The 22,559-nt window shown below is 68.0% G+C and carries 26 protein-coding genes and 1 tRNA gene; 16 read left to right on the forward strand and 11 right to left on the reverse strand.

Going from position 1 to position 22,559, the window contains the following annotated elements:
• Together VGB60_RS12320 and VGB60_RS12325 are read left to right on the forward strand one after the other, a co-directional pair.
• Window positions 1-653 (forward strand): toprim domain-containing protein (locus VGB60_RS12320; protein ID WP_331038544.1); only part of this gene is annotated, 653 nt, incomplete at its 5' end.
• 33 nt (window positions 654-686) lie between these two features.
• Entirely contained in the window at window positions 687-1,499 is an 813-nt protein-coding gene (locus VGB60_RS12325) for a hypothetical protein (protein WP_331038545.1), read from the forward strand.
• A gap of 3 nt (window positions 1,500-1,502) precedes the next feature.
• On the opposite strand, the gene VGB60_RS12330 is transcribed toward VGB60_RS12325, so the two are convergent.
• From VGB60_RS12330 to VGB60_RS12345, 4 genes are all read right to left on the reverse strand, one after another.
• Complete coding sequence (locus VGB60_RS12330; protein WP_331038546.1) at window positions 1,503-2,024, reverse strand: phosphoglycerate mutase family protein; 522 nt, start codon at window positions 2,022-2,024, stop codon at window positions 1,503-1,505.
• A 160-nt stretch (window positions 2,025-2,184) separates the two neighbouring features.
• Window positions 2,185-3,432 carry a glycosyltransferase gene (locus VGB60_RS12335; protein WP_331038569.1) on the reverse strand — a complete coding sequence of 416 codons (1,248 nt, stop codon included), beginning with the start codon at window positions 3,430-3,432 and terminating at the stop codon, window positions 2,185-2,187.
• Window positions 3,433-3,562: 130 nt separating this feature from the next.
• Window positions 3,563-3,718: a hypothetical protein gene (locus VGB60_RS12340; protein ID WP_331038547.1), complete on the reverse strand. Its 156-nt coding sequence runs from the start codon at window positions 3,716-3,718 to the stop codon at window positions 3,563-3,565.
• A 26-nt stretch (window positions 3,719-3,744) separates the two neighbouring features.
• Window positions 3,745-4,575 (reverse strand): SPFH domain-containing protein, encoded by an 831-nt coding sequence (locus VGB60_RS12345; protein WP_331038548.1) that lies wholly within the window; start codon window positions 4,573-4,575, stop codon window positions 3,745-3,747.
• 263 nt (window positions 4,576-4,838) lie between these two features.
• Here VGB60_RS12345 and VGB60_RS12350 point away from each other — a divergent pair, with 263 nt between their 5' ends.
• From VGB60_RS12350 to VGB60_RS12360, 3 genes are all read left to right on the forward strand, one after another.
• Window positions 4,839-8,018: an autotransporter outer membrane beta-barrel domain-containing protein gene (locus tag VGB60_RS12350; RefSeq protein ID WP_331038549.1), complete on the forward strand. Its 3,180-nt coding sequence runs from the start codon at window positions 4,839-4,841 to the stop codon at window positions 8,016-8,018.
• A 23-nt stretch (window positions 8,019-8,041) separates the two neighbouring features.
• A tRNA-Val gene (locus tag VGB60_RS12355) sits at window positions 8,042-8,118 on the forward strand.
• Between the two features lie 22 nt (window positions 8,119-8,140).
• Window positions 8,141-8,413 carry a hypothetical protein gene (locus VGB60_RS12360; RefSeq protein ID WP_331038550.1) on the forward strand — a complete coding sequence of 91 codons (273 nt, stop codon included), beginning with the start codon at window positions 8,141-8,143 and terminating at the stop codon, window positions 8,411-8,413.
• Between the two features lies 1 nt (window position 8,414).
• On the opposite strand, the gene VGB60_RS12365 is transcribed toward VGB60_RS12360, so the two are convergent.
• Genes VGB60_RS12365 through queC form a run of 3 tightly spaced genes read right to left on the reverse strand, consistent with a single transcriptional unit; the run spans window position 8,415 to window position 10,125 of the window.
• Window positions 8,415-8,780 carry a 6-carboxytetrahydropterin synthase gene (locus VGB60_RS12365; protein ID WP_331038551.1) on the reverse strand — a complete coding sequence of 122 codons (366 nt, stop codon included), beginning with the start codon at window positions 8,778-8,780 and terminating at the stop codon, window positions 8,415-8,417.
• Window positions 8,777-9,412 (reverse strand): 7-carboxy-7-deazaguanine synthase, encoded by a 636-nt coding sequence (gene queE / locus VGB60_RS12370; protein ID WP_331038552.1) that lies wholly within the window; start codon window positions 9,410-9,412, stop codon window positions 8,777-8,779. The genes VGB60_RS12365 and queE overlap by 4 nt, the downstream gene beginning before the upstream one ends.
• Window positions 9,409-10,125: a 7-cyano-7-deazaguanine synthase QueC gene (gene queC, locus VGB60_RS12375; protein WP_331038553.1), complete on the reverse strand. Its 717-nt coding sequence runs from the start codon at window positions 10,123-10,125 to the stop codon at window positions 9,409-9,411. Before queC ends, queE begins: the two co-directional genes overlap by 4 nt.
• A gap of 158 nt (window positions 10,126-10,283) precedes the next feature.
• Here queC and VGB60_RS12380 point away from each other — a divergent pair, with 158 nt between their 5' ends.
• Window positions 10,284-11,942 carry a response regulator gene (locus tag VGB60_RS12380; RefSeq protein ID WP_331038554.1) on the forward strand — a complete coding sequence of 553 codons (1,659 nt, stop codon included), beginning with the start codon at window positions 10,284-10,286 and terminating at the stop codon, window positions 11,940-11,942.
• Here VGB60_RS12380 and VGB60_RS12385 read toward each other — a convergent pair.
• Complete coding sequence (locus tag VGB60_RS12385; RefSeq protein ID WP_331038555.1) at window positions 11,939-12,970, reverse strand: ligase-associated DNA damage response exonuclease; 1,032 nt, start codon at window positions 12,968-12,970, stop codon at window positions 11,939-11,941. The two genes, VGB60_RS12380 and VGB60_RS12385, sit on opposite strands and share 4 nt — an antisense overlap.
• An 82-nt stretch (window positions 12,971-13,052) precedes the next feature.
• Here VGB60_RS12385 and VGB60_RS12390 point away from each other — a divergent pair, with 82 nt between their 5' ends.
• The 7 genes from VGB60_RS12390 to VGB60_RS12420 all read left to right on the forward strand — a co-directional run bounded on the left by VGB60_RS12390 (window position 13,053) and on the right by VGB60_RS12420 (window position 16,396).
• Window positions 13,053-13,514, forward strand: a complete 462-nt coding sequence (locus VGB60_RS12390; RefSeq protein ID WP_331038556.1) for a PaaI family thioesterase — start codon at window positions 13,053-13,055, stop codon at window positions 13,512-13,514.
• Window positions 13,511-13,909 (forward strand): PaaI family thioesterase, encoded by a 399-nt coding sequence (locus VGB60_RS12395; protein WP_331038557.1) that lies wholly within the window; start codon window positions 13,511-13,513, stop codon window positions 13,907-13,909. Before VGB60_RS12390 ends, VGB60_RS12395 begins: the two co-directional genes overlap by 4 nt.
• Window positions 13,910-13,972: 63 nt before the next feature.
• On the forward strand, window positions 13,973-14,362 hold the full coding sequence (locus VGB60_RS12400) for a hypothetical protein (RefSeq protein ID WP_331038558.1): 390 nt from the start codon (window positions 13,973-13,975) through the stop codon (window positions 14,360-14,362).
• 34 nt (window positions 14,363-14,396) lie between these two features.
• Complete coding sequence (locus tag VGB60_RS12405; RefSeq protein ID WP_331038559.1) at window positions 14,397-14,732, forward strand: hypothetical protein; 336 nt, start codon at window positions 14,397-14,399, stop codon at window positions 14,730-14,732.
• Between the two features lie 87 nt (window positions 14,733-14,819).
• Window positions 14,820-15,248, forward strand: a complete 429-nt coding sequence (locus VGB60_RS12410) for a hypothetical protein (RefSeq protein ID WP_331038560.1) — start codon at window positions 14,820-14,822, stop codon at window positions 15,246-15,248.
• A gap of 12 nt (window positions 15,249-15,260) precedes the next feature.
• On the forward strand, window positions 15,261-15,683 hold the full coding sequence (locus VGB60_RS12415) for a hypothetical protein (RefSeq protein ID WP_331038561.1): 423 nt from the start codon (window positions 15,261-15,263) through the stop codon (window positions 15,681-15,683).
• 77 nt (window positions 15,684-15,760) lie between these two features.
• Complete coding sequence (locus VGB60_RS12420; RefSeq protein ID WP_331038562.1) at window positions 15,761-16,396, forward strand: helix-turn-helix transcriptional regulator; 636 nt, start codon at window positions 15,761-15,763, stop codon at window positions 16,394-16,396.
• Between the two features lie 59 nt (window positions 16,397-16,455).
• Here VGB60_RS12420 and VGB60_RS12425 read toward each other — a convergent pair whose 3' ends face one another.
• The 3 genes from VGB60_RS12425 to VGB60_RS12435 form a co-directional block, all read right to left on the reverse strand.
• A complete protein-coding gene (locus VGB60_RS12425) occupies window positions 16,456-16,932 on the reverse strand; it encodes an SH3 domain-containing protein (protein ID WP_331038563.1) in 477 nt (158 codons plus the stop codon).
• Between the two features lie 124 nt (window positions 16,933-17,056).
• Window positions 17,057-18,730: a lysine--tRNA ligase gene (locus tag VGB60_RS12430; RefSeq protein WP_331038564.1), complete on the reverse strand. Its 1,674-nt coding sequence runs from the start codon at window positions 18,728-18,730 to the stop codon at window positions 17,057-17,059.
• Window positions 18,731-18,778: 48 nt separating this feature from the next.
• Complete coding sequence (locus tag VGB60_RS12435) at window positions 18,779-20,203, reverse strand: response regulator (protein WP_331038565.1); 1,425 nt, start codon at window positions 20,201-20,203, stop codon at window positions 18,779-18,781.
• A gap of 102 nt (window positions 20,204-20,305) precedes the next feature.
• Between VGB60_RS12435 and queA the strand changes: the two genes are divergently transcribed.
• The 3 genes from queA to tgt form a co-directional block, all read left to right on the forward strand.
• Entirely contained in the window at window positions 20,306-21,394 is a 1,089-nt protein-coding gene (gene queA, locus VGB60_RS12440) for a tRNA preQ1(34) S-adenosylmethionine ribosyltransferase-isomerase QueA (RefSeq protein ID WP_331038566.1), read from the forward strand.
• Between the two features lie 13 nt (window positions 21,395-21,407).
• On the forward strand, window positions 21,408-21,704 hold the full coding sequence (locus tag VGB60_RS12445; protein WP_331038567.1) for a hypothetical protein: 297 nt from the start codon (window positions 21,408-21,410) through the stop codon (window positions 21,702-21,704).
• 39 nt (window positions 21,705-21,743) lie between these two features.
• Window positions 21,744-22,559, forward strand: an 816-nt coding sequence (gene tgt, locus VGB60_RS12450; protein ID WP_331038568.1) for a tRNA guanosine(34) transglycosylase Tgt, incomplete at its 3' end; no start/stop codon positions are given.

The following is a 22,559-nucleotide window of genomic DNA, read 5'->3' on the forward strand; positions in this document are numbered from 1 at the left end:
TGTTCATCGTCGAGGGCGACTCGGCCGGCGGCTCGGCCAAGCAGGCGCGCGACCGCACGACCCAGGCCATCCTGCCCCTGCGCGGCAAGATCCTGAACGTGGCCTCGGCCACCGCCGACAAGCTGCGCGCCAACATCGAACTGTCCGATCTGGCGCTGGCGCTGGGGGTGCAGCCGGGCAGCCGGTTCAACATCGAGGACCTGCGCTACGAGCGCATCGTCATCATGACTGACGCCGACGTGGACGGGGCGCACATCGCGGCCCTGCTGATCACCTTCTTCTACCGTTCCATGCCCGAGACGATCCGTCAGGGGCGGCTGTTCATGGCCCTGCCCCCGCTCTACCGCATCAGCGCGGGCCCGCTGTCCGAATACGCCCGCGACGACGCGCACCGCGACGAGCTGATGACCACTGTGTTCAAGGGCAAGAAGGTCGAGATCGGGCGCTTCAAGGGCCTGGGCGAGATGATGGCCTCCCAGCTCAAGGAGACCACCATGGACCCGAAGAAGCGCACGCTGGCCCGGGTCACCGTGCCGGAGTCGGAAGACGAGATCGAGGATCTGGTCGAGCGGCTGATGGGCAAGAAGGCCGAGGAGCGCTATCGCTTCATCCAGGACAACGCCCGGTTCGTGGTGGATGAGCTGGACGTGTAGAGGTAGTCTGGCTCTCCACACCGGAGAGACCGAATGTTCCTCGCTGTCGCCAGAGGTCTGACCTCGATCGCCGCCGCGCTTCTGATCGGCGGCGTCGCTCGGCCCGCGACGGCTCAGGAGACCCTGCCGGATCCGACGCCGATCGAGGAATGGTCGCACGCGCGCGTCGGGGCCATGGGCCAGGCGATCTTCGAGCAGGATCGGGCCGCCTGGGTCGCGACGGACGCTCTCCTCCGCCAGTTCGGCGGCGCCCCGCCGGAAGGTTTGCGCGGATGGATCGTGGCCAAGGAAGCCGGGGGCCAACGGGTTCGCTTCGTGCGCGTGGAGGGCGACACCCTCAAGCCGGGCTGGGACGTTCTCGTTCGCAACGGCCGCGCCGGTCGTGTCGAGACCGTCTCGGACGGCGCCTTGACCGACGCCGAGGCGGCCCAGTTCCGCGCTCGCACGACCGCCGCCCAGAACATCGGGCGGCTGCGCTGTTCGCGGCAGCTGAATGCAGTGGTGCTCGACGATCCGGAGAGCGACGGCTGGCTCGTGTGGCTGCTGACCTCGACCAATGACGCCAACATCATTCCCATGGGCGGCCACTACCGGTTCCGCGTCAGCGCCGATGGTTCAACGGTGCTTCAGCGGGACATGCTCAGCAACGCCTGCATGAACATGCCCCGCGCGCAGGCCGGCCCGCAGGGCACGCCCGTCGCCATGGTCGTCAGCCAGATCGTCTCCAGCGGGCCGGTAGAGACCCACGTCTTCCTGTCGCTCCAGAACCGCACGCCGATCTATGTGTCGGCGGGCGACAACCTGTTCGAGGTCAACGGCGCCCGGATCCGCAAGGTGGACCGCTAGGCCTCAGGCCGCCGGGCAGGTCGAAGGCGCTCCATAACGCGACACCATGCCGTGGGCCGCGTCGCCCATCAGATGCAGCGTCGTTACGCGGTCGTACTCGCATTCCGGCATGTCGGCGGCGTCGGCGTAGCCGAGCGCCCGGGCGATCAGCGGCACTGTGTTGCTGTGGCCGACGATCAAGACGGTGGCGTCTTGCGGGAGGGAACGAACCCTGGCGACGATGGCAGCGACGTGAGGGCCGGGCCCGCCGTCCAGCGGCACGGCCTCAGACGTGACCGAATGATGCTCCGCAGTCGGCGCGGCGGTCAGCCGGGTGCGCTGCAGAGGGCTGGTCAGGATGACGGACGGATGGGCGTCGTTCAGATGCTCGGCGAGGGCTAGCGCCCTCGCCTGCCCAGCGTCCGACAGGACCGGATCGGCGCTGGCGTCGGCCTTCTCGCCGTGGCGGACGATGATGACGGTCTGCGCCATGGCGGAGGCGGCGGTCAGGGCGGAGATAGCCGCGGCGAGCAGAAGGCGTTTCATGATCTCAAATCCCCGTCGTCTTCGGGCCTCTCCCGAGGACCCATTCGACTGTGTCCCGTTCGACTGTGACCGCCCGCTGCCGGCGGGGCAAGCCGAAGGTCACGCAGATCGAACCATGGGTCCCCGGGACAAGCCCGAGGATGACGGATCGAAGATGGCGTCAGTCCGCCTTCCACTCGCCCGGCTGGGCGAATGCGCGTTCGCCGCTGACGTCCGCATAGACGTCGGCCAGATCCTCGAACACGCGGTTCCAGGCGAAGCGCTCGACCGTGCGGGCGCGGGCGGCTGCTCCCAGGGCTTCGACGTCGCGCTTGAACAGCGCCTCGATGGCGGCGGCGTAGTGGACCGGATCGGCGCTCTGGGACAGCTGGCCGACGGTGTCGTCGACGGTTTCCTTGACCCCCCCGGCGTTGACGCCGACCACGGGGCGACCGCAGGCCATGGCCTCGAGCACGATCAGGCCGAACGGCTCCTTGTCGTTGGCGTGGACGAAGGCGTCGCAGCTGGCGATGATCTTCGCCACGGCCTTGGGGTTCGACTCATAGGGCAGTGAGATGACGCGGTCCTCCGGCGGCATGCCCGCCCCCGCGCCCACCAGGACCAGATAATAGGGATCGCCGAGCTTCTGGACCGCCTCGATGAGGACGTCGATGTTCTTCTCTCGCGCGGGTCGTCCGGCGAAACAGAGCAGGCGGGCCGACGCAGGCAGGCCCAGCGCCTTCAGCAGCCAGTTCCGGTCGCGCCGATCAGGACGGAAGGTGTCGATCTCCACGCCCAGCGGCCGAATGACGATGTTCCCGACGCCGGCTTCCTCCAGCCGACGCGCGATGAAGCGGCTGGGCGACACGACCTTGTCGAACTGGCCGAACAGCTGGGCCCAGCGTTTCTCGACCGGCTTCTTCGCCCACTCGCCGAAATGCAGGGCGGCTAGGCCCGCGGGATCGGAATGGCAGAAGCCTACGACGGGGCAGCCCGCCCGCTGACCGGCCTCCAGCGCACCCTGCCCCGGCGTGTAGGGGTCTCCGGCCTCGATGATCGCAGGATTCAGCGACGCCACCCATGCGCCCCATCGACGAACCGACGTGGGCCAGCGATAGCCGTCGCCGAACGGCAGCTTGGCGGCGTGAAGCTGGACGATCCCGTCGTCGCCCGCCCGATGGTGCGCGCCAGGCACCACGAGCGAATGAGCCACCCCGGGGCGGTTCTTCTCGAGCCAGGCCTTCTTCGACAGCAGATACCGCTTCACCCCGCCCGAGCGCGGCGCGTACAGCATGGTGGTGTCGACCAGACGCGGCCGGCCGTCCTCGCCCGCCGCCTTGGTTGCCTTGAGGGTGTCCGAAACCTCCTCGTCCCAGCCCGGGATCAGTCGGAGCTCGCCCTCCTGAACCTCGACGCCGGCGAGGTTCATCAGTTCCCGCTCGGCCGCGCTGATGCTCAGCGCACCGCGCTTGACGCGCTTCTGGATGCGCCGGGCCTTGCGGACCTTGGACATGTGAGACTTCACCATGCGCGGGCCGTAGCGCCGTCGATGATGAAGCTCAAGCTTCGTCCGTCGGCGGCGGATCCGGGGCCGGGGTCACGCCGCGACGGTGAAGGGCTTCACGCAGCAGTATCTCCAGCTGCGCATTGACGGACCGCAGCTCGGCGGCGGCCAGGCGCTCGACCGCCGCCATCACTCCGGGAGAGGCGCGCATCAGGAAGGGTTTCCTGGGGCGGCCCATCAGCCGTAGAGCGTGCCGGTGTTGACCACCGGCTGGGCCTCGCGGTCGGCGCACAGGACGACCAGCAGGTTGGACACCATCGCGGCCTTCCGATCCTCGTCGAGATCGACCACCCCACGCTCGTTCAGATCGGCGAGCGCGTTCTCGACCATTCCCACCGCGCCCTTCACGATCAGGCGGCGCGCCGACAGCACGGCCTCGGCCTGCTGCCGCTTGAGCATGGCTCCGGCGATCTCCGGCGCATAGGCGAGGTGCGCAAGCCGGGCTTCATCCACGGCGACGCCCGCGACGCTGACGCGCCCGACCAGCTCGTCCCTGAGGCGCCCGGCGACGTCCTCTGCGTCCGCGCGCAGGGTCATCTCCGGAGCGTCGCTTTCGTCGCCGTGGTCGTAAGCGTAGTGGGACGCGATATCGCGCAGCGCAGTGTCGACCTGGATGTTCACGAAGGCCTGATAGTCGTCGACGTCGAACAAGGCCTGCGCCGAGTCCTGCACGCGCCAGACGACGTTGGCGGCGATCTCGATCGGGCTGCCGCGACGGTCGTTCACCTTGAGCTTGTCGCTGGTCAGGTTGCGGACCCGCAGGCTGATCTTCTTCCGGCTGTACCAGGGCAAGACCCAACGCAGTCCGGTCTTCCGGTCGGTCCCGCGATAGTCGCCGAACAGCAGGATCGCCATGCCCTCGTTCGGCTGAAGCGAGTACAGACCGCAAACGAGCAGCAGGCCGATGATCGCAATGCCGATGCCGCCCGCCACCTGGAGGCCGTTGTCGGGGTTCGCCCCAACCGCCACCGGACCGCCGATCAGAAGCGCCAGGCCGAGGAGAAGCATGACGACGCCATTGGCTGTCGATGCAGCCCGTTCCGTGGATTTTGAGTGTGTGCTCGCCGTCATCGAATCCCTCCCTGTCAGACCGCGAAAGTGATATCACTTCGATAGCCCACCTGGCAATAGCCACGCTTGGACTGGCGGGCCGGAAAGCCGCTTCCGCCTTGCATTCGCCTCAAATTCGAGAAACTTGAGGCAGGCTGGCATGGTCCCTGATAGAGGATCGGTCGCGTCTCTGGCGTCTCGTCCAACGGGGTTTCTTCCGAATGCGTAATCTACTCGCGGCCGCGGTTGCGATCGCTCCCCTGATGGCGGCTTCGGGCGCTTCGGCCGAGGTCGTGATCTCGACCGCGCGCACGACCCCGATCGCGACCTCCAACGCCACGGGCTCGGGACCGGACGTCATCCGGATCGCCAGCGGCGGCGCGGTGAACGTCGCCTCAGGAACCGCTGTCACGATCGACAGCAGCCATAACTTCACCGTGGACCCGGGCGGCTCCATCACCATGGCCGCCTCCGCGGACGGCTCGACCGGTGTGCTCGTCAGCCCGGGCGTGACCTCCAACGTCGCGATCAACGGCGCCATCACCATCAGCGACAACATCGACGCCTATCCCGACACCGACAATGACGGCGACCTCGACGGCCCGTTCGCCACTGGATCGGGCCGCTACGGGGTCCGCTACGCCCCCGGGGCGGCGGTCACCGGCGACCTGACGGTCGGCGCACAGGGAGGGATCGTCGTAGAAGGCAACAATTCGTACGGCATCTCCATAGAGTCCGGACTGAACGGCCGGGTCCTGACCCAGGGCGCGGTCCGGGTGTTCGGGGACAACTCGGTCGCTTTGCGCACGACAGGCAACGTCAGCGGACCGGTGGACCTGTTGGGAGCCCTCGCTGCGCGGGGCGCCAATGCGTCGGCGGTTTCGATCGGTGGCGATGTCGGAGGGCGGCTGACCCTGCAGGGCGAGGTCAGCGCCACGGGCTATCGCTATACCTCTCGCGGGTCCAACGACTTCGAAACCAAGCTGGACGCCGAGGACAAGGCGCAGGGCGGTTCGGCCGTCATCATCGCCGGCAACGTCGCGGGCGGGGTCGTCATCGACCGCCCGCCAATCGACGCGGACACGGCCAATGCGGACGAGGACGCGGACGGCACGCCTGACGCGACCGAGGGCACGGGAGCGATCTCGGTGTTCGGCTCGGCGCCCGCTCTCGCCATCGGCTCGGCAACGCGCTCGATCACCCTCGGCGCGGTCGGCACGGGAGACAGCGCATTCGGCCTGATCAACCGCGGGTCCGTGACAGCCCAGGGCGTCTATGACGGCGCCGCGGCCAACGCTGTCGTGATCGGCGGCAATGCGGGTCAAACCGTAACGGTCGCAGGCGGCGTTCGAAACGATGGCACGATCGCGACGCTCGCCAGTGAAGCGGACGCTACCGCCATCCGTTTCGGGACCGGCGCCAGCGCGGCGCAATTCTATAATGGCTCGGCGATCACCGCAGGCGTTTCGAGCACGACCGCTGTCAAGGGCACGGCGATCCAGATCGACGCCGGCGCCTCCATGCCGACCTTCATCAACAACGGCTCCGTGCTCGCATCCGGCGGCGGCGGGGCCGCCAATGTGACCGCCCTGCTGGACAGAAGCGGCACCCTCACCACCATCACCAACACGCGGTCGCTGCAGGCCACGCTGAATCCCAACGAGAACGGCGTCGTGACCGGGACAAGCACCGCCATCGACGTCAGCGCCAACACCACGGGCGTGACCCTGCTCCAGAACGGGATCGCCTCGGCGCCGACGACGGCCAATCCGGACACGGACGGCGACGGCGTGCCGGACCTGTCCGAGCCGATTATCGCGGGCGCGATCAGGCTGGGCTCAGGAGCCGACACCGTCGATATCCGCAACGGCGTCGTGCTTGGAGACATTGCGTTCGGCGCGGGCGCCGACCGCCTGTCGATCACGGGCGGCGCACAGGTTCGCGGAGCGCTGTCGGACACAGGCGGCGACCTGACAATCGACGTCGCCAACGGCACGCTCGACGCGCGGCAAACCACGCCCCTGAACGTCACCAGCCTGAATGTGGGATCGACAGGCGATCTTATCGTGTCGCTCGACCCGGCCAACGGATCATCCGGTGGTTTCAACGTGGCCGGCACGGCGACGTTGGCGAACGGCGCTGGTCTGGGGGTGCGTTTCACCTCCCTGCTCTCTGGGCCGGGCCGCTTCACCCTGATTAACGCGACGACGCTGAACTATGGCGCGATCGACCTGGATTCGATCGAGGCGAACTCGCCCTATCTCTATGTGGTCGATGCGAAGGCCGACGTGCCGGCGGGCGACGTATTCGTGGACGTCCGTCAACGCACCGCCGCCGAGGCGGAGCTCATTCAGGCCGAGGCTTCGCTTTACGACGCCTTCTATTCGGCTATCGGGGCGCCTGACGCGGTGAACGTGCGCAACGCCTTCCTGGCCCAGAGCGGTCGGGAAGACTTCATCAACCTGTACGAGCAGCTTCTGCCGGACCATTCGGGCGGGCCGCTGCTGTCGCTGGCGTCCGGCGTCGACGCCGTGACCCGCGCCCTCACCGGGCGCAACGCCTCGGCGGCGCCGGGCGAGACGAGCGCCTGGGTTCAGGAGATCAACTTCTACGCCGACAAGGACAAGACAGAGACCTACGGCTTCCGCTCGGAGGGCTTCGGCATCGCCGGCGGCGTCGAGCGCGGGAGCGGGTTGGGGGCGGTCGGCATCACCGCCGCCTTCACCTCATCCGATCTCGAGGACCCCGAGGCGGAAGCCGAGGAAGTTCTGTCGGCGAACCTGCTGGAACTGGGTCTCTACTGGCGTGCGCAGGGCCAGCACTGGACGACCTGGGCCCGGGCTGCGGCCGGCTATGCGACCTTCAACTCCGAGCGCCGCTTCGTCGGCGCGGGCCTCAACCTGTCGAACGAGTCGGACTGGAGCGGCTTCACCCTGGCCGCCGCCGGCGGCGCCTCGTACGAGCGCAACTTCGGCCGCTTCAGCATCCGTCCCGAAGTCTATGCCGAGTACTTCTCGCTGAGCGAAGACGGCCACGTCGAGGAAGGCGGGGGCGACGGCTTCGATCTTGAGATCGACGATCGCGAAGGCCATCTGTTCTCGGCCACCGCCGCGGTGAACCTGGGCATGGCCATGGGCGACAACAGCTGGCTCCGGCCCGAGCTGCGCGTCGGCTGGCGTCAGAACATCTCGGTCGATCCGGGCGAGACCATCGCCCGCTTCCGCTCCGGCGGTCCGGACTTCACGCTGGACGGCGGCTCGATCAAGGGCGGCGGTCCGATCGTCGGCCTGAGGGTCAACATCGGCAACGAGCTGGGCATGCTCTCGATCAACGCCGACGCGGAAATGATCGAGGACTACGTTCGCTTCATGCTGTTCCTGCGCGCGAGCTTCCGCTTCTAGAACACGGACGGACCATCGGAAATGGGCGGCTAGCTCAGCTGGTCAGAGCACCTCGTTTACACCGAGGGGGTCGGGGGTTCGAACCCCTCGCCGCCCACCATCCGCGCCACAGGAGAGGCACCATGCAAAATCCACCCAGGAAGCTGGCCGCCGTCGCCGTCGTGCTGGCAACGGCGCTGATGCTGCAGGGCTGTCTGGTCGGGGCCGTCGTCGGGACGGCCGGCGCGATCGTGGGCGGCGCGGCTCAAGCGACCGGCGCGGTCGTGGGCGCGGGCGTCGACGCCGTCACCACCTCCGACGAGGAGACCAAGGCCAGACGCGAACGCGAGCAGCGGGAATACGAACGGGAGCAGCGCCGCTGCGAACAGCGGCAACGCCAGGGCCGCGACTGCTGACCTAAAGCGTCAGGACGCAGCGCTCGTGGATCGTCGGTCGCGACACGGCGACCCGGCTTAAACCCGGCCATTCCGGCTTAAGCCGGTCGGCGAACCACAGGCACAGGTGCTCCAGCGTCGGCAGCTCCAGCCCCGGCTTGTCGTTCAGAAGGCCGTGGTCCAGCTCTTCCGCCGCCGCCTTCAGCGCACGGTCCAGCGCACCGAGATCGGCGACCCAGCCGCGCCCGTCGAGGCTATCGCCCCGGACCGTCGCCTCGACCGAGAACGAATGGCCGTGCATCCGGCGATACGGGCTGCCGTCGGGCTCGTTCGGAAAGTGGTGGGCAGCGTCGAAGGTCGCGGCCTTGGTGATCTCGAAAACGCTCATCTTACGCCGATGTATTTGTGGGTCTGGACGCTGAGGCGCCATTTGGGATGCCTGAGGCAGTAGTCGAGCGCGGCCGCCGTGTTGGCGGCCTGGTCTGGCCCGTCCATCGGCTGCAGCCAGAAGCGCTCGAACGCCAGATGTTCGAACCGCTCGGGCATGGCGGCGGGCTGCGGGAAGACGAGTTTCAGCTCCTGGCCGCTGGTCTGCACAACCGGCGCCGAGGCCTTGGGGCTGACGCAGATCCAGTCGACGCCGTCCGGCGCCGCCAGGGTGCCGTTGGACTCGACGGCGATCTCAAAACCACGACCCTGCAAGGCATCGATCAGCGGTCGATCCAGCTGCAGCAGCGGTTCCCCGCCGGTGCAGACGACCAGCTTCGGGTCCCCTTCCCGGCCTCGCCACATCGTCTCGACATGATCGGCCAGAGCGTCCGCGGTCGCGAACTTTCCGCCGCCGTCGCCATCGACGCCGACGAAGTCCGTGTCGCAGAAGGTGCAGACGGCGGCGGCCCGGTCGCGCTCTAGCCCATTCCAGAGATTGCACCCCGCGAAGCGCAGGAAGACGGCGGGCCGACCGGCCTGCCCTCCCTCACCCTGCACCGTCAGGAAAACTTCCTTGGCCGAATAGGTCATCGGGCGACCCACTGCTGATAGCCCACGGCCCGCAGGTCGCAGGCCGGGCAGTCTCCGCACCCGTAGCCCCAGGCGTGCCGGTGCTCGCGATCACCGCGATAGCAGGTGTGCGACGCCTCCAGGATAAGCTCGACCAGCGGCGCTCCGCCCAGGCGGTCCGCCAGCGCCCAGGTCTCCGCCTTGGTCAGCGCCATCAACGGGGTCTCGATGGTCACCGGACGATCAAGGCCGAGGCTCAGCGCCGTCTCCATGGCGTCGATGGTCGCGCGGCGACAGTCGGGATAGCCGGAGAAGTCCGTCTCGCACATGCCGCCTACCAGCACGTCGAGGCCCCGGCGGTCCGCCAGAGCGGCTGCACAACTCAGGAACACGAGGTTACGGCCCGGCACGAAGGTGGTTGGGAGGCCGCGAGCGTCCAGATCAATAGCGCGGTCGGCGGTCAGCGCGCTGTCGGCGATGCGACCGTAGCCGGTGAGGTCGACGACGTGATCGGGGCCAAGTCGCTCCGCCCAGTCCGGCCGCACCGCCTTCAAGCCTTCCCGCACCTCGATCCGCGCCTCCATCTCGACGGCGTGGCGCTGGCCGTAGTCGAATCCGACCGTCTCGACGCGCGCGCAACGGTCCAGCGCCCACGCAAGGCAGGTCGCGCTGTCCTGGCCTCCGGAGAAGAGGACAAGGGCCGATTGGGCGGGGTCCGGCTGGAATTCGCTCATGACAAACCTGCGGTCGGCCCGCGGCCGCGCGCATAAACAAGGAGATGGGGCCCCCAAATGGGCGGGGCGGGCCTTCTACACCAGAGGGGCGAGCGGCGCAAAAGTCGCGGGAAACGCCGATGACTTCTCTTAACCCTTCCGAAAAGACCGGCGGGCCAATGTCGGCTGTCGCAGTGGAGTTCCGGGCGCAAATGCCGACCATCGAGGTCCTGACCGAGCGCGCCGAGGCGGTGTCGCCTCAGACGCCCGGAAGCGTCATCTTCCAGCGTTTCGAGAGCGAGCCCGACACGCTGGTGATCCCCGTCGTCGAGGATGGCCGGCCTGTCGGCCTGGTCGAACGTCACGCCTTCCTGCTCAAGATCGCCGGCCCGTTCGGCCATTCGCTGTATGCGAACCGCCCAATCCTGCACCTGATGGACACGGAGCCGGCCGTCGTCGAGGCCGGCGTCAGCATCGACTCCTTCTGCGACAGCCTGCTGAAGAGCGGTCCCGGCGCGCTCATGCGCGGCTTCATCGTCACCCGCGACGGCGGTTATCACGGCGTCGGCACGGCCGTGTCACTGCTGCAGGCCGTCAACGACCGCCAGCGGCGGCACAACGAGGAATTGGCCGAGCAGGCGCGCGTCCTCAGCGACACCCGCACCCAGGCCTTGGCTTCCGCCCGGGCCAAGAGCCAGTTTCTGGCCATCATGAGCCACGAGCTCAGAACGCCCATGAACGGGGTTCTGGCGGTCGCCGAGCTGCTGCGCCGGCAACCGCTCAATCCGCAGGCTCAAGCCCATGTGACCACGATCATCGATTCTTCCGAGACCCTGCTGCAGATCCTGCAGGACGCGCTGGACCTGTCGCGCGCCGAGGCCGGCGAGTTGGAGATCCATCCGGAAGCCACGCCGCTGCGCGCCTTGATGGACGACATCGAGGCGATGTGGGCGCCTCGTGCGTCGCAAGACGACGTGACCCTGATGGTCAGCTACGAAGGCGACACGGAGCTGGCGGCCGACCTCGACGGTGTGCGCATCAAGCAGTTGTTCAACAACCTGATCGGCAACGCTTTGAAGTTCGCGCGCAACGGCGTGGTCGAAGTGGGTCTGAAGGCCGCGGCTGAGGGAGACTCTGTGCGACTGGAGGCCCGTGTGCGCGACGACGGGCCAGGCGTGCCGGCAGAGCGGGTCGACGCCATCTTCGATCCGTTCGTGCATGGCTCCGGTCCGGACGGCGCCGGGCTGGGGCTGGCCATCTGCCGCCAGATCGTCGACCGCATGAACGGCCGCATCTGGGCCGAGAACAATCCGGGACGAGGAGCGACCTTCGCCTTCGACCTGACCGCGGCGCGGTCGGTGGCGGAAGCCGCCCCGGCCTCGAACGTCGAGAGCCTGGGACAGAGCGGCCTCACGGCGACTCCGCACGTCCTGATCGTCGACGACAACGCCACCAACCGGGTCGTGGCCCAGGCGCTTTGCGAGATGTTCGGCTGCACATCCGAGACCGCCGAAGACGGTCTGGAAGCGCTCAGCATCGTTCAGGAGGGGCGGTTCGATCTCGTCCTGATGGACATCAAGATGCCCCGCATGGACGGGGTCGCCGCCACCCAGGCCATTCGGGCGCTCAGGGGGCCAGCGGCCGACATTCCCATCGTTGCGCTGACGGCGAACGCCGATCCCGAGGACGCCAAGCGCTACATCGGCATCGGCATGGCCGCGGTGGTCGAGAAGCCGATCAAGCCTGAGCGGCTGCGGATGGCCATGAACCTCGCGCTTGAACAAGCGGCCGAGGCGCCCGAGGCGGTGACGCAACGCCCGGGCCGTTCCGCGGCCTAGTTCGGGGCGGCGGGCGCCGCTTCCTCGTCCTCTTCGTCATAGCCCACCAGCCGAAGCGCCCTCGCCTTCTGGCCCTTCAGCTCGCACCAGCGAAGCAGGCCCTCCTCACGGCCGTGGGTGATCCACACCTCCTCCGGCTTCAGCTCGGTGAAAGTGTCAGTGAGTTCGCACCAGTCGGCGTGATCCGACAGCACCAGCGGCAGCTCCACGCCTCTCTGGCGCGCCCTCGCCTTGATCAGCATCCAGCCGGAAGCGAAGGCCAGCACGGGATCGGCGAAACGCCGCGCCCAACGGTCCTGCGTTGCGGACGGCGGCCCGATGACGACTTCGCCGCCGAGGGCGTTCGGCTTCAGCCCTGTCGCGGGCAGGATTGGGCCGAGGTCGACGCCTTCGCGCTCGTAGAGGCGGTTCAGCCGCTCCAAGGCCCCGTGCACATAGATCGGACGGTCCCAACCGCCCTCTCGCAGCAGACGGATGACTCGTTGCGCCTTGCCGAGCGCATAGGCTCCGACCAGATGGGCCCGCTCGGGGAACTGCCTCAGCGAGTGGAGAAGCCGCGCGATCTCTTCGCGGTCGTCGGGGTGGGTGAAGACCGGCAGGCCGAACGTCGCTTCCGATATGAAGACATCGCACTTCACGGGCTCGAAAGGTTGGCAGGTGGGGTCTCGCCGCCGCTTGTAGTCGCCTGAGACGACCATCGTCATGCCGCGCCAGCGAATGGCCGCCTGGGCCGAGCCCAGAACGTGGCCGGCCGGCGCCAGTTCGATCTCGACGCCGTTGTGGGTCGCCGTCTCGCCATAGGCCACGCCCTGCCGGAGAGCCGTGAAATCCTCGCCGTAGCGCTCCGCCATGATCGCCAACGTCTGGTGCGTGGCCAGCACCGCGCCGTGACCGGCCCGAGCGTGGTCGGCATGGCCATGGGTTATGACGGCGCGATCCACCGGCTCAACCGGGTCGACGTAGAAGTCCCCCGGCGGACAATAGAGCCCGGCCGGCGTCGGCCTGAGCAGATCCTCGAAACGCATCATCGGCTGGATATGGCGGTCATGGCCCGCACACAACGCGCGAGCCGGCCTTGCGCTCATTCGGCGAGCAAACCAGAAACGGGAGATGACATCGCCCATCATCTCGCTGTTGCCGCAACTCGCCAGCGGAGCGGCCCACACGCACGCGCTCGGCTTCGCCTTCGACGAACTTGACGGCGACCGCGTCAGGGTTCGTGCGCCGTGGCGCGAGGACCTGGTCGGAGATCCGGACACGGGTGTGCTGGCGGGGGGTCTGGTCACCACCCTGCTGGACCACGTCGGGGGCATGGCGGTCTGGGTGGCGCTGGGCCGGTTCGAGCCGCTGGCGACGCTGGACCTTAGGGTCGACTATATGCGTCCCGCCGGGCCGCGCCGCGATCTGATCGCGGAGGCGCGTTGCTTCCGCCTCACGCGCTCGGTCGCCTTCGTCCGCGGCTGGGCCTTCGAGGACAGTCCGGACGATCCGGTGGCCGCCGTGCAAAGCGCCTATGTCCTGGGTTCAGCCGAGGGCCGAGACCGCCCGGCGTCACCGGCAGCCGGCCGATGAGCGAGGTCCTCGACCGCGTCCCCTACGCCCGCTTTCTCCGCCTTCGCGCAGAGCGCCAGGGCGACGCTCTCACGGTAACCATGCCGTTCGCCGACCGCCTGATCGGCAACCCTGTCCTGCCGGCGCTCCATGGCGGGTCCACGGCGGCCCTGCTCGAACTCACCGCGATCGCCCAGGTGGCAGTCATCTATCCGCGCCTTCGCCTGCCCCGGCCCATCAATGTGAGCGTCGCCTACCTGCGGTCCGGCCGGCCCGCCGATGTGAAGGCGAACGCCCGGATCGGCCGTGCGGGCCGCCGCGTGGCCCACGTCCTCGCGGAGGCGTGGCAGGATGATCCCGACAACCCCATTGCCGCGCTCACCGCGCATTTCCTCCTCGCGGATGAAGACTATTAGTTGTGTCCGTTAACCCTTTATGATTGCATCCACCGGTGACGCCGAGTCACGGGGAGGATCAACATGACCAGACTATCCATCGGCGAGACCCTTGCGGCGCGCCTGTTCGCCGCCGAGACGGCCATCGACGCGGCGTTGACGGAGTCCGCCACGCTCGCGGCCATGCTGCCAAGCGCCCGGGCGGACGCCTATCTGTCGGCCGTGACAGGGCAGCGCGTGTTCGACGAAGCCGCCGCCACGATCACAGCCCTGTCCTCGGCGCGCTCCCATCTGGTCCAGACCCACAACGCCCTCGCCGCCGTCGCGCGCAAGCTGGGCCTGGATGCGCTGGCGTCAGGGCCCGTGGACAAGCCGGGCGACACACCCCCGATCGGCGGCGGCGGCGGGGACACAACCGGAGCCTTTCCGAACGTGGTCAACAAAACCCTACCGCTCAGCTCGACTTCGTGTTAAGAGCCGCTTCACCATGTTTTGTGGGGAGGCATCTATGACCAAGACCGAAGTTATCGCCAGCGTCGCCGGCGACCTGTATGCGACCGAGCAAGCGCTCGACGCCGCGATCGCGAACGCCACGACTCTCGTCCAGGCGATGATCGGTTCGCGGACCACCCTGAACATCTCCGCCGTCGCCGGCGCAGAGGCCCAGACCAAGGCCATGGCGGCGATCGCCGGCCTGGCCGCCGCTCGTCAGTCGCTGATCGAGTGCCACAACGAACTGGCCAAGGATCACCGTCGCCTCGGCTTCGGCACCTACGCCGGACCGTTCCGGGACAAGGGCGTCGAAGAAGACACCAAGACCACCGGTCATCTGCGCGCGGTTTAATTCGAGGTAATGTCCGCCACCGGGCATTCCCCGGCGCGCTGACTTAAGGCATGGTCGCCCCCACGCTTACGCCGTGGGGGCGATTCTGTGTTCATCACGCTGTATTCTCAAATCGGCACCGCGCTCACGGTCCTCGTGGTGGCGTTCGCATTCCTGAAGGGGGACGAGCCCGAGCGGACGGGCGCGGCCGCGCTCGTTCTGGTTTTTCTGGCCGGCATTGTCATTCCAGGCAGCACCGGGATCATCGTCTCACAATGGGGCCTCATGGGCCTGGACGCATTGTTCCTCGCGGTCCTGATCGGCCTCATGTGGCACACCCGGCGGGCTTGGCTGGTGTGGGCGACGGCATGCCAGGCCCTGATCGTCACCGGTCACGCTCTTGTCGCGGCTGATCTCCGCCCGGATGGAGACGCGTTTTCCGCCGTCAACAACCTCGCCAACTATGGACTACTCGTCGCCCTCGCCGTCGGCACCTTCTGGGCGTGGCAGGAGCGGCGGGCGGCGGGGCTGGAATAGGCGGCGCGGCCAATGCTCGACACCATCCATTCGCAGATCGGCGTCGGGGTCACCCTGGCGGTGGTGGGCTTCGCCTTCCTCAAGGGCGACGAACCTGAGCGGGTGGGCGGCGGCGCGTGCGCGCTGGGCCTGCTGGCCTCGCTCCTTCTGCAGGACGACAGTCGCCTGACGGGGCCGCAATGGGGCCTGATGGCGGTCGATGTGGTCATGCTGGTCGTCTATGCGGCGGTGGCGTGGAAGAGCCGCCGCTCATGGCCAGTCTGGGCGGGCGCCCTGCAGGCCCTCATCGTCATGACGCATGTCGCATCCTTGGTAGATATCCGCCCTCCCCTCGCCGCCTTCTATGTGGTCCTCAACGCAGCCAGTTACGGCATCCTCCTGGCGCTTGCCGTGGGCGTAATCGGAGCGTGGAACGAACGCCGCGTTCTGGGCTGAGCATCGCGGATAGGTGAACATTCCTACGTTTCGCGCTAGTCTTCGGCGAGGCCGCCGATTCGGCCGACCGGACGATCATGCCCCTCTCCCATGCGCAAATCTGGAAGGCGATCGACGGACTGGCCCGTCGGGAGGGGCTGAGCCCCTCCGCGCTCGCGCGGCGGGCCGGGCTGGATGCGACCAGTTTCAATCCATCAAAACGGTTCGGGCCCGGCGAACCGCCGCGGCCGCGGTGGCCTTCGACGGAAAGTCTCACCCGAGTTCTGCAGGCCACCGGCGTATCGTTGGGGGACTTCGCCGAACTGGCTCGGGACGCGCCGGAGCGCCCCGCTGCGATACCCATGCTGGGTCTCGCGCGGGCCGGCGAAGACGGGTTCTTTGACGAAGCCGGCCTGCCGACCGGTGACGGGTGGGAGCAGACCGACCTGCCGCGCCCGCGCGACGCCCTGTTCAGCCTGCGGATAGACGGCGATTCCATGATCCCGCTTTACCGGGCAGGCGACCGCGTTGTCGTCGATCGCGAGGCGACGCGGGTCCGCAAGGGGGACCGGGTTGTTGTCCGGACCCGCGACGGCGAAACGCTGGCCAAGGAGGTCGCCGCCCTGACGGCCCGCTCGGTCACCCTCGCCTCGATCAATCCGGCCTACGCGCCCCGAACCTTGCCCCGCGTCGACATCGACTGGATGGCGCGGATCCTCTGGGTCAGCCAGTAGCGGGCAGCAAAAAGGCCGCCCCGGTCGGAGCGGCCCTTCTGTTCTTCGTTGGTCAGCGATCAGTAGGCGGTGACGTAGTTGGCGTTCACCCAACCGCCGCCGGCGATCTGGACCCACTCGCCCTGCGAGCCGATGACGGCGAAGGGCTGGCCGGCGCGCAGCGAGCCGGCCTGGCGGTAGCTGGTGCCGGGGCCCGACCGGATGCGCAGGTTCGAGGTGGCGCGATACTGAGCGCCGCTGCTGGCCGTGGTGTCGACCCGGGCGCGCTGCTGGTTGCAGCCGATGTACGAGCCCGCGGCCGCGCCGGCGCCGGCGCCCACGACGGCGCCGAGGGTGCGTTCGTTGCTGGACACCTGGCTGCCGGCGAGACCGCCGATGACCGCGCCGAGCAGGGCGCCGGTGCGCTGACGACCGCCGGGGGCGTCACAGTTGGTCACGCCGTTGGCTTGCTGGGCCATCGAGACGGTGGGGACCGCGGTCACCAGGGCCGCAAGAGCGGCGGCGGTGGCCAGGGTGGTGTTCATTATCTTCGACATGGCTCTCTCCATTCATCGAGGTTGGTCGATGTCATGGAGAATGCGCCGTCGCGGATGAAGGCTCCCGGAGCCGCGCCGTTATATTCGGTTCATGTACGTTACCGCACCCACAGCGGCGTTATTGTCACGCTTGGGTCAGACGCCCCTCCGCGCCGTCCTCGATCAGCGCGATTGTCTGCGTCAGGCCGTAGATGGCGGCGAACGAGCCGAACCGCGGCCCCTGCGCCGCGCCCAGCAGGACCTCGTACAGCGCCGCGAACCAGCCGCGCAGGGGCTCGAACTCGTGCGCCTTGCCAACGGCGTAGACCTCGCCCTGGATCATCTCGCCGTCCGTGGTGTCCCCCGGAAGGGCCTTGAGCCGGTCCGCCAGGTCGAGCAGCGCCGCCTTCTCGCGTGCGTCAGGCAGGCGGTAGGACTTCGTCGGCTTCACGAAGTCCTCGTAGTAGTTCAGCGCCCGCTCCATCAGCTGGTCCAGCAGCGGCTCGGAGTCCGGGGTGGCGTCGGGCAGGTATCTGGCGAAATAGGCCCACAGCTGCGCCTTGGACGAGGCGTTCGCCACGCCGACGAGGTTCAACAGCAGGGCGAACGACACCGGCGACGTGTGCGCGGGCGGGTCGCCGGCGTGGATTGACCAAACGGCGTTGTCGATCCGCTTGGCTGGCTCTTGTGTCCTGTAAGCCTCGATGAACGCCAGATAGTCGTCGATCGCCCGCGGGATGACGTTGAAGTGCAAGGACTTGGCCGACTTGGGCGACTGGAACATATACCAGCTCAGGCTCTCCGGCGTGCCGTAGCGCAGCCATTCGTCCATGGTCAGGCCGTTGCCCTTGGACTTGGAGATTTTCTTGCCCTCGATGTCGAGGAAGAGTTCGAAGTTGAAGCCTTCGGGCGGGACGCCTCCCAGCGCGCGACAGATCTTGCCGCTCTCGCGCACGCTCTCGATCAGGTCCTTGCCCGACATCTCGTAGTCAACGTCCAGCGCGGTCCAGCGCATGGCCCAGTCGGGCTTCCATTGCAGCTTCACATGGCCGCCGGTGACGGGAAGCTCGGTGCGCCCGCCGGCGGGATCGTCGAAGACGATCGTGCCCTTCGAGACGTTCCGCTCCAGCGTTGGGACCTGCAGCACCTGGCCGGTGACAGGGCTGACGGGCAGGAAGGGCGAATAGGTCTCACGCCGTTCAGGGCCAAGCGTCGGCAGCATGATCGCCTGCACCGCGTCGAACCGCTCCAGCAGGGTCAGCAGCGTCGTGTCGAAGCGTCCGGACCGGTACTGCTCGGTTGAGGACAGGAACTCGTATTCAAAGCCGAAGCCGTCGAGGAAGGCGCGCAGGCGCGCGTTGTTGTGGGCGCCGAAGCTGTCGTGCGTGCCGAACGGGTCGCGCACCACCTTCAACGGCTTGTGCAGGTCCTCCGCGAGCATTTCCGGATTCGGGATCCCGTCGGGCACCTTTCGCAGACCGTCCATGTCGTCCGAGAAGGCGATCAGCCGGGTCGCCCAGTGGTCGCCGGTCAGCGCCCGGAAGGCGTTGCGGACCATGGTGGTCCGCGCCACCTCGCCAAAGGTCCCCATGTGCGGCAGGCCGGACGGCCCGTATCCGGTCTCGAAAATGACCGGCCGCCGCAGCGCCTCGAAGGTCGCCAGCGCCTCGCCCGTCTTTCCGGCGTCGATCAGCAGCCTGGCCGCGTTGCGGTCCGCGTCGGACAGCCGCTTCTTCAGCACATGGGCCAAAAGGTTGCGGGCCTGTTCGAACGGCCACGACTTTGCGTCGCGCGCGAGTGTTTCAAGGTTCTGCAGCATGGGTTCGGCTTTGCGACGGATGCGCGGGCGGGTCAACGGGCCGAGGCGTCAGCCCCGAGCGCCCGCCGTGTCAGCGGTCAGCCCCTCACGCCAGCCGCAGCCGGCCCAATGGGCGGTCTTGGTCAGCAGTTCGATCATGTCGACCGGCTTGGCGATGCAGTCGTCCATGCCTGCTTCGAAGTAGGACGTGACCTGCTCGTCGAGGGTGTTGGCCGTCAGGGCGATGATCGGCGTGGCGGCGGCGGGTCCGGTCAAGGACCGGATGCGCCGCGTGGCCATGACGCCGTCCATCACCGGCATCTGGATATCCATCAATATGACGTCCCAGTCTCCGACCGCGGCCGCCTCGACGCCCTGGGCGCCGTCGTCGGCGGTCTCGCAGACGATGCCCTGCGTCGCCAGCATGGCGCGGACCAGCGTCCGATTGCTTTCGTTGTCATCGACGTAGAGGGCGCGGACGCCGGGTCCGGCCAAAGCGGGCTCCTCGGCCGGAACGGCCGGGCCGGCTAGATCGTCGGCGGCCAAGCCGATATCCTCACCCGTCGTTGCCCCCTCGGGCTGTGCGATCATCTGGTTGACCACCTGCAGCAGGCCCTGGCCTGCTTCGTGGATGCGGCGGGCCTGATCGCTGGCGACATCGTCCAGTCCGCGTTCGGCGAGAAGACCGGAGAAGCCGATCACCGCGTTCAGGGGCGTCCGCAGTTCGTGCGACATCTCGGTCAGGAACCGCTGGCGCGCGTCGAACATCGCGGCCTTCTGCTCGGCCGCGCTCCGGCCCATCTCGGCCTCGATCCGCGCCGTGACGTCCTGTTCGTTGAGCAGGACGCCCGGGGCGCCGGTCACGGGGTCAAACACGGGGCGGGCGTCCATATGGTGCCAGCGGGCTCCGGCCCTGGTCCTCACCTCGCAGACGCCGTCCACGCCCTGGCCACGAGCGGCCGCGGAGAACAGGCTATCGCTCTCGGAGGCATCAATGAACCGCTGGCTGAAAGCGTCATCCGAACCATAGGCGCTGTAGGCCGCCGGGTTGGCGAACAGTCGGCGGCCTTCGGCGTCGAACAAGGTGATCAAGGCTGAGGTGTGCCGCAGCGCTTCGACCGCTCGCCGTTCGTCCGGAGCCACCTCGGTGGGCGACGCTTCGAACAGGAGAACGTCGTAGCCGTCCCACAGCCGGAAGGCGGAAATCGTCGCCTGGACGGTGAAGGGCTGGCCCTTGGGATAGAAGGTCCAGCTCTCGCTGATCTCTTCGCCGGCCGACGTCAGCGCCACCAGACGGTCGGTCCGAGCCTTCACGGCCGGCGAGAGCACCGAGAAATCACGCCCGAGCAGCTCCTCGAGGCTCTCGGCGCCCCAGAGCGCGAGGGCGCAGGGGTTGGCGTATATACCCCGGCTGGCGTGGGGGTCGTACAGCCATACGGGCCGCCGGAGCCGGTCCCACGCCGGCGCGAATTGTTGAACCGGCGAAACAGGCATTTCCCGAACCTACTGGCCACTCTTGAACCAAGCTTTAAGCGGAGCGGTGGCGCGTGGACCGGTCTTGACCCGCCGCCGTCGCCATGTGCTTTGCCCCGCCTGATGCGGACCGCCGATTTCGATTTCGACCTGCCGGAGGACCGGATTGCGCTGCGCCCGGCGCAGCCGCGGGATTCCGCGCGCCTGCTGATCGTGCGGGACGCCGGTCTGGAAGATCGCATCATCAGCGACCTGTCCGACTACCTGGAGCCCGGCGACGCACTGGTCTTCAACGACACCCGCGTGATCCCGGCCCGGCTCTCCGGCGTGCGCGAGCGCGTGGGGCCGGAGGGACAGACGCTTGCTCTGCCCGTCGAGGCGACCCTGCACCACCGCGACACGCCTGACATCTGGTCCGCGTTCATGAAGCCGGGCAAGAGGCTCAAGGTCGGAGACCGGATCCGGTTCGGCAGTGAAGCCGGCGGAGCCTGCCTGCTCGGGCGGCTCCACGCGACAGTGGAAGCCAAGGGCGACGACGGGCTAGTCACGCTGCGCTTCGACCTGGCGGGCCCGATGCTGGACGAGGCGATCCGCGATGTGGGGGTCATGCCCCTGCCCCCCTACATCGCCGCCAAGCGCCCGGAGGACGATCGGGACCGCTCCGACTACCAGACCGTCTTCGCCGAGCATGACGGCTCGGTCGCGGCGCCGACGGCGGGCCTGCATTTCACGCCGGCGCTGTTGGAGGCTGTCCGGGCGCGCGGCGTGTCCACCCACGCGGTGACCCTGCACGTCGGGGCGGGGACCTTCCTGCCGGTCAAGGCGGAGAACACCGCCGACCACCGCATGCACAGCGAATGGGGCGAAGTGTCCGCCGAAACCGCCGCAGCGCTAAACGCGGTGCACGCGGCCGGCGGCCGCATCGTCTGCGTCGGCACCACCTCCCTGCGGCTGCTTGAAAGCGCCACGGGAGAAGACGGGATCGTGCGGCCGTTCCACGGCGACACCGCCATCTTCATCACGCCGGGCTACCGCTTCCGCGCCGCCGACGTGCTGATGACCAACTTCCACCTGCCGAAGTCGACCCTGTTCATGCTGGTCAGCGCCTTCGCCGGGCTGGAGACGATGAAGGCGGCCTACGGCCATGCGGTGGCGCAGGGATATCGCTTCTATTCCTATGGCGACGGTTCGCTGCTATTCCGATCTACCTGAGCGGGAGGGACAGATGAACTACATCCGTACAGCGTCATTCGGCGACCTATTCCTGGTGACCTTCATCGTGGCCGCGAGCTTTCAGATCGCCTTCTCCCTACTGGGCGTCATTCTCGCCTTCACCTCCCCTGGCCTCTTCCACTTGAACGGGGCGCAGGCGACCTCGCCGGTCGGTGCGATCGGGGCGCTTCTCTTCCTTCTCGCCTTCGGTCTCGCCATGAACGCCGCCATATCCGCTCTCGGCGCGCTCCTCGTGTTGCTCTGGCGGCGGCTGCTCCGGCAGGGCCCGGCGGCCCTGACCCAGCCTTGAGGTGACGTGACAGGGGATTGGCGCTAAGGCCTCCGGCCCATGCCCTTCCCCTTCGATATCACCGCCACTGAAGGCCGCGCTCGCACCGGGGTGCTGAAGACGCCGCGCGGGGATATCCGTACGCCCGCCTTCATGCCGGTCGGAACCGCCGCGACGGTCAAGGCCATGACCGTCGAGCAGGTCCGCCAGACCGGCGCGGACATCATCCTGGGCAACACCTATCACCTGATGCTGCGGCCGGGGCCGGAGCGAATGGAGCGGCTGGGCGGGCTGCATCGGTTCATGGGCTGGGACAAGCCGATCCTGACCGATTCCGGCGGCTTCCAGGTCATGTCGCTCGCGGGAATATCCAAGGTGAAGGAGGACGCCGTCACCTTCGCCAGCCACATCGACGGTTCGAAGCACGTCCTCAGCCCCGAGCGGTCGATCGAGATCCAGGCCGACCGCATCGGGGCCGACATTTCCATGCAGCTGGACCAGTGCGTCGCCTGGCCGGCCGAGGAGCCCGCGGCCCGCGCCGCCATGGAGCTGTCGGCGCGCTGGGGCGCCCGGTCGAAGGCCGCCTTCGGAATGCGCGAGGCCCAAGCCCTGTTCGGCATCCAGCAGGGGTCGACGTCTGAGGCGCTTCGTCGGGAATCCTCGGATCGTCTGCAGGAGATCGGCTTCGACGGCTACGCCATCGGCGGCCTCGCGGTCGGAGAGGGCCACGCGGCGATGTGCGAGGTGCTGGACTATGCGCCCGACATGCTGCCGGTCAGCCAGCCCCGCTATCTCATGGGCGTAGGCAAGCCGGTCGACCTGGTCGAGGCGGTCTGGCGGGGCGTCGACATGTTCGACTGCGTGCTGCCGACGCGG

The organism is Brevundimonas sp., from assembly GCF_036399195.1.
In the GTDB taxonomy this organism is placed as follows: domain Bacteria; phylum Pseudomonadota; class Alphaproteobacteria; order Caulobacterales; family Caulobacteraceae; genus Brevundimonas.

What these genes read in the sequence shown, in the direction of transcription:
- VGB60_RS12325 (WP_331038545.1), top strand. Translation starts at nt 687, where the DNA reads ATGTTCCTCGCTGTCGCCAGAGGTCTGACCTCGATCGCCGCCGCGCTT.
- VGB60_RS12330 (WP_331038546.1), bottom strand. Translation starts at nt 2,024, where the DNA reads ATGAAACGCCTTCTGCTCGCCGCGGCTATCTCCGCCCTGACCGCCGCC.
- VGB60_RS12335 (WP_331038569.1), bottom strand. Translation starts at nt 3,432, where the DNA reads ATGAACCTCGCCGGCGTCGAGGTTCAGGAGGGCGAGCTCCGACTGATC.
- VGB60_RS12340 (WP_331038547.1), bottom strand. Translation starts at nt 3,718, where the DNA reads ATGCGCGCCTCTCCCGGAGTGATGGCGGCGGTCGAGCGCCTGGCCGCC.
- VGB60_RS12345 (WP_331038548.1), bottom strand. Translation starts at nt 4,575, where the DNA reads ATGCTTCTCCTCGGCCTGGCGCTTCTGATCGGCGGTCCGGTGGCGGTT.
- VGB60_RS12350 (WP_331038549.1), top strand. Translation starts at nt 4,839, where the DNA reads ATGCGTAATCTACTCGCGGCCGCGGTTGCGATCGCTCCCCTGATGGCG.
- VGB60_RS12360 (WP_331038550.1), top strand. Translation starts at nt 8,141, where the DNA reads ATGCAAAATCCACCCAGGAAGCTGGCCGCCGTCGCCGTCGTGCTGGCA.
- VGB60_RS12365 (WP_331038551.1), bottom strand. Translation starts at nt 8,780, where the DNA reads ATGAGCGTTTTCGAGATCACCAAGGCCGCGACCTTCGACGCTGCCCAC.
- queE (WP_331038552.1), bottom strand. Translation starts at nt 9,412, where the DNA reads ATGACCTATTCGGCCAAGGAAGTTTTCCTGACGGTGCAGGGTGAGGGA.
- queC (WP_331038553.1), bottom strand. Translation starts at nt 10,125, where the DNA reads ATGAGCGAATTCCAGCCGGACCCCGCCCAATCGGCCCTTGTCCTCTTC.
- VGB60_RS12380 (WP_331038554.1), top strand. Translation starts at nt 10,284, where the DNA reads ATGTCGGCTGTCGCAGTGGAGTTCCGGGCGCAAATGCCGACCATCGAG.
- VGB60_RS12385 (WP_331038555.1), bottom strand. Translation starts at nt 12,970, where the DNA reads ATGATGCGTTTCGAGGATCTGCTCAGGCCGACGCCGGCCGGGCTCTAT.
- VGB60_RS12390 (WP_331038556.1), top strand. Translation starts at nt 13,053, where the DNA reads ATGACATCGCCCATCATCTCGCTGTTGCCGCAACTCGCCAGCGGAGCG.
- VGB60_RS12395 (WP_331038557.1), top strand. Translation starts at nt 13,511, where the DNA reads ATGAGCGAGGTCCTCGACCGCGTCCCCTACGCCCGCTTTCTCCGCCTT.
- VGB60_RS12400 (WP_331038558.1), top strand. Translation starts at nt 13,973, where the DNA reads ATGACCAGACTATCCATCGGCGAGACCCTTGCGGCGCGCCTGTTCGCC.
- VGB60_RS12405 (WP_331038559.1), top strand. Translation starts at nt 14,397, where the DNA reads ATGACCAAGACCGAAGTTATCGCCAGCGTCGCCGGCGACCTGTATGCG.
- VGB60_RS12415 (WP_331038561.1), top strand. Translation starts at nt 15,261, where the DNA reads ATGCTCGACACCATCCATTCGCAGATCGGCGTCGGGGTCACCCTGGCG.
- VGB60_RS12420 (WP_331038562.1), top strand. Translation starts at nt 15,761, where the DNA reads ATGCCCCTCTCCCATGCGCAAATCTGGAAGGCGATCGACGGACTGGCC.
- VGB60_RS12425 (WP_331038563.1), bottom strand. Translation starts at nt 16,932, where the DNA reads ATGTCGAAGATAATGAACACCACCCTGGCCACCGCCGCCGCTCTTGCG.
- VGB60_RS12430 (WP_331038564.1), bottom strand. Translation starts at nt 18,730, where the DNA reads ATGCTGCAGAACCTTGAAACACTCGCGCGCGACGCAAAGTCGTGGCCG.
- VGB60_RS12435 (WP_331038565.1), bottom strand. Translation starts at nt 20,203, where the DNA reads ATGCCTGTTTCGCCGGTTCAACAATTCGCGCCGGCGTGGGACCGGCTC.
- queA (WP_331038566.1), top strand. Translation starts at nt 20,306, where the DNA reads ATGCGGACCGCCGATTTCGATTTCGACCTGCCGGAGGACCGGATTGCG.
- VGB60_RS12445 (WP_331038567.1), top strand. Translation starts at nt 21,408, where the DNA reads ATGAACTACATCCGTACAGCGTCATTCGGCGACCTATTCCTGGTGACC.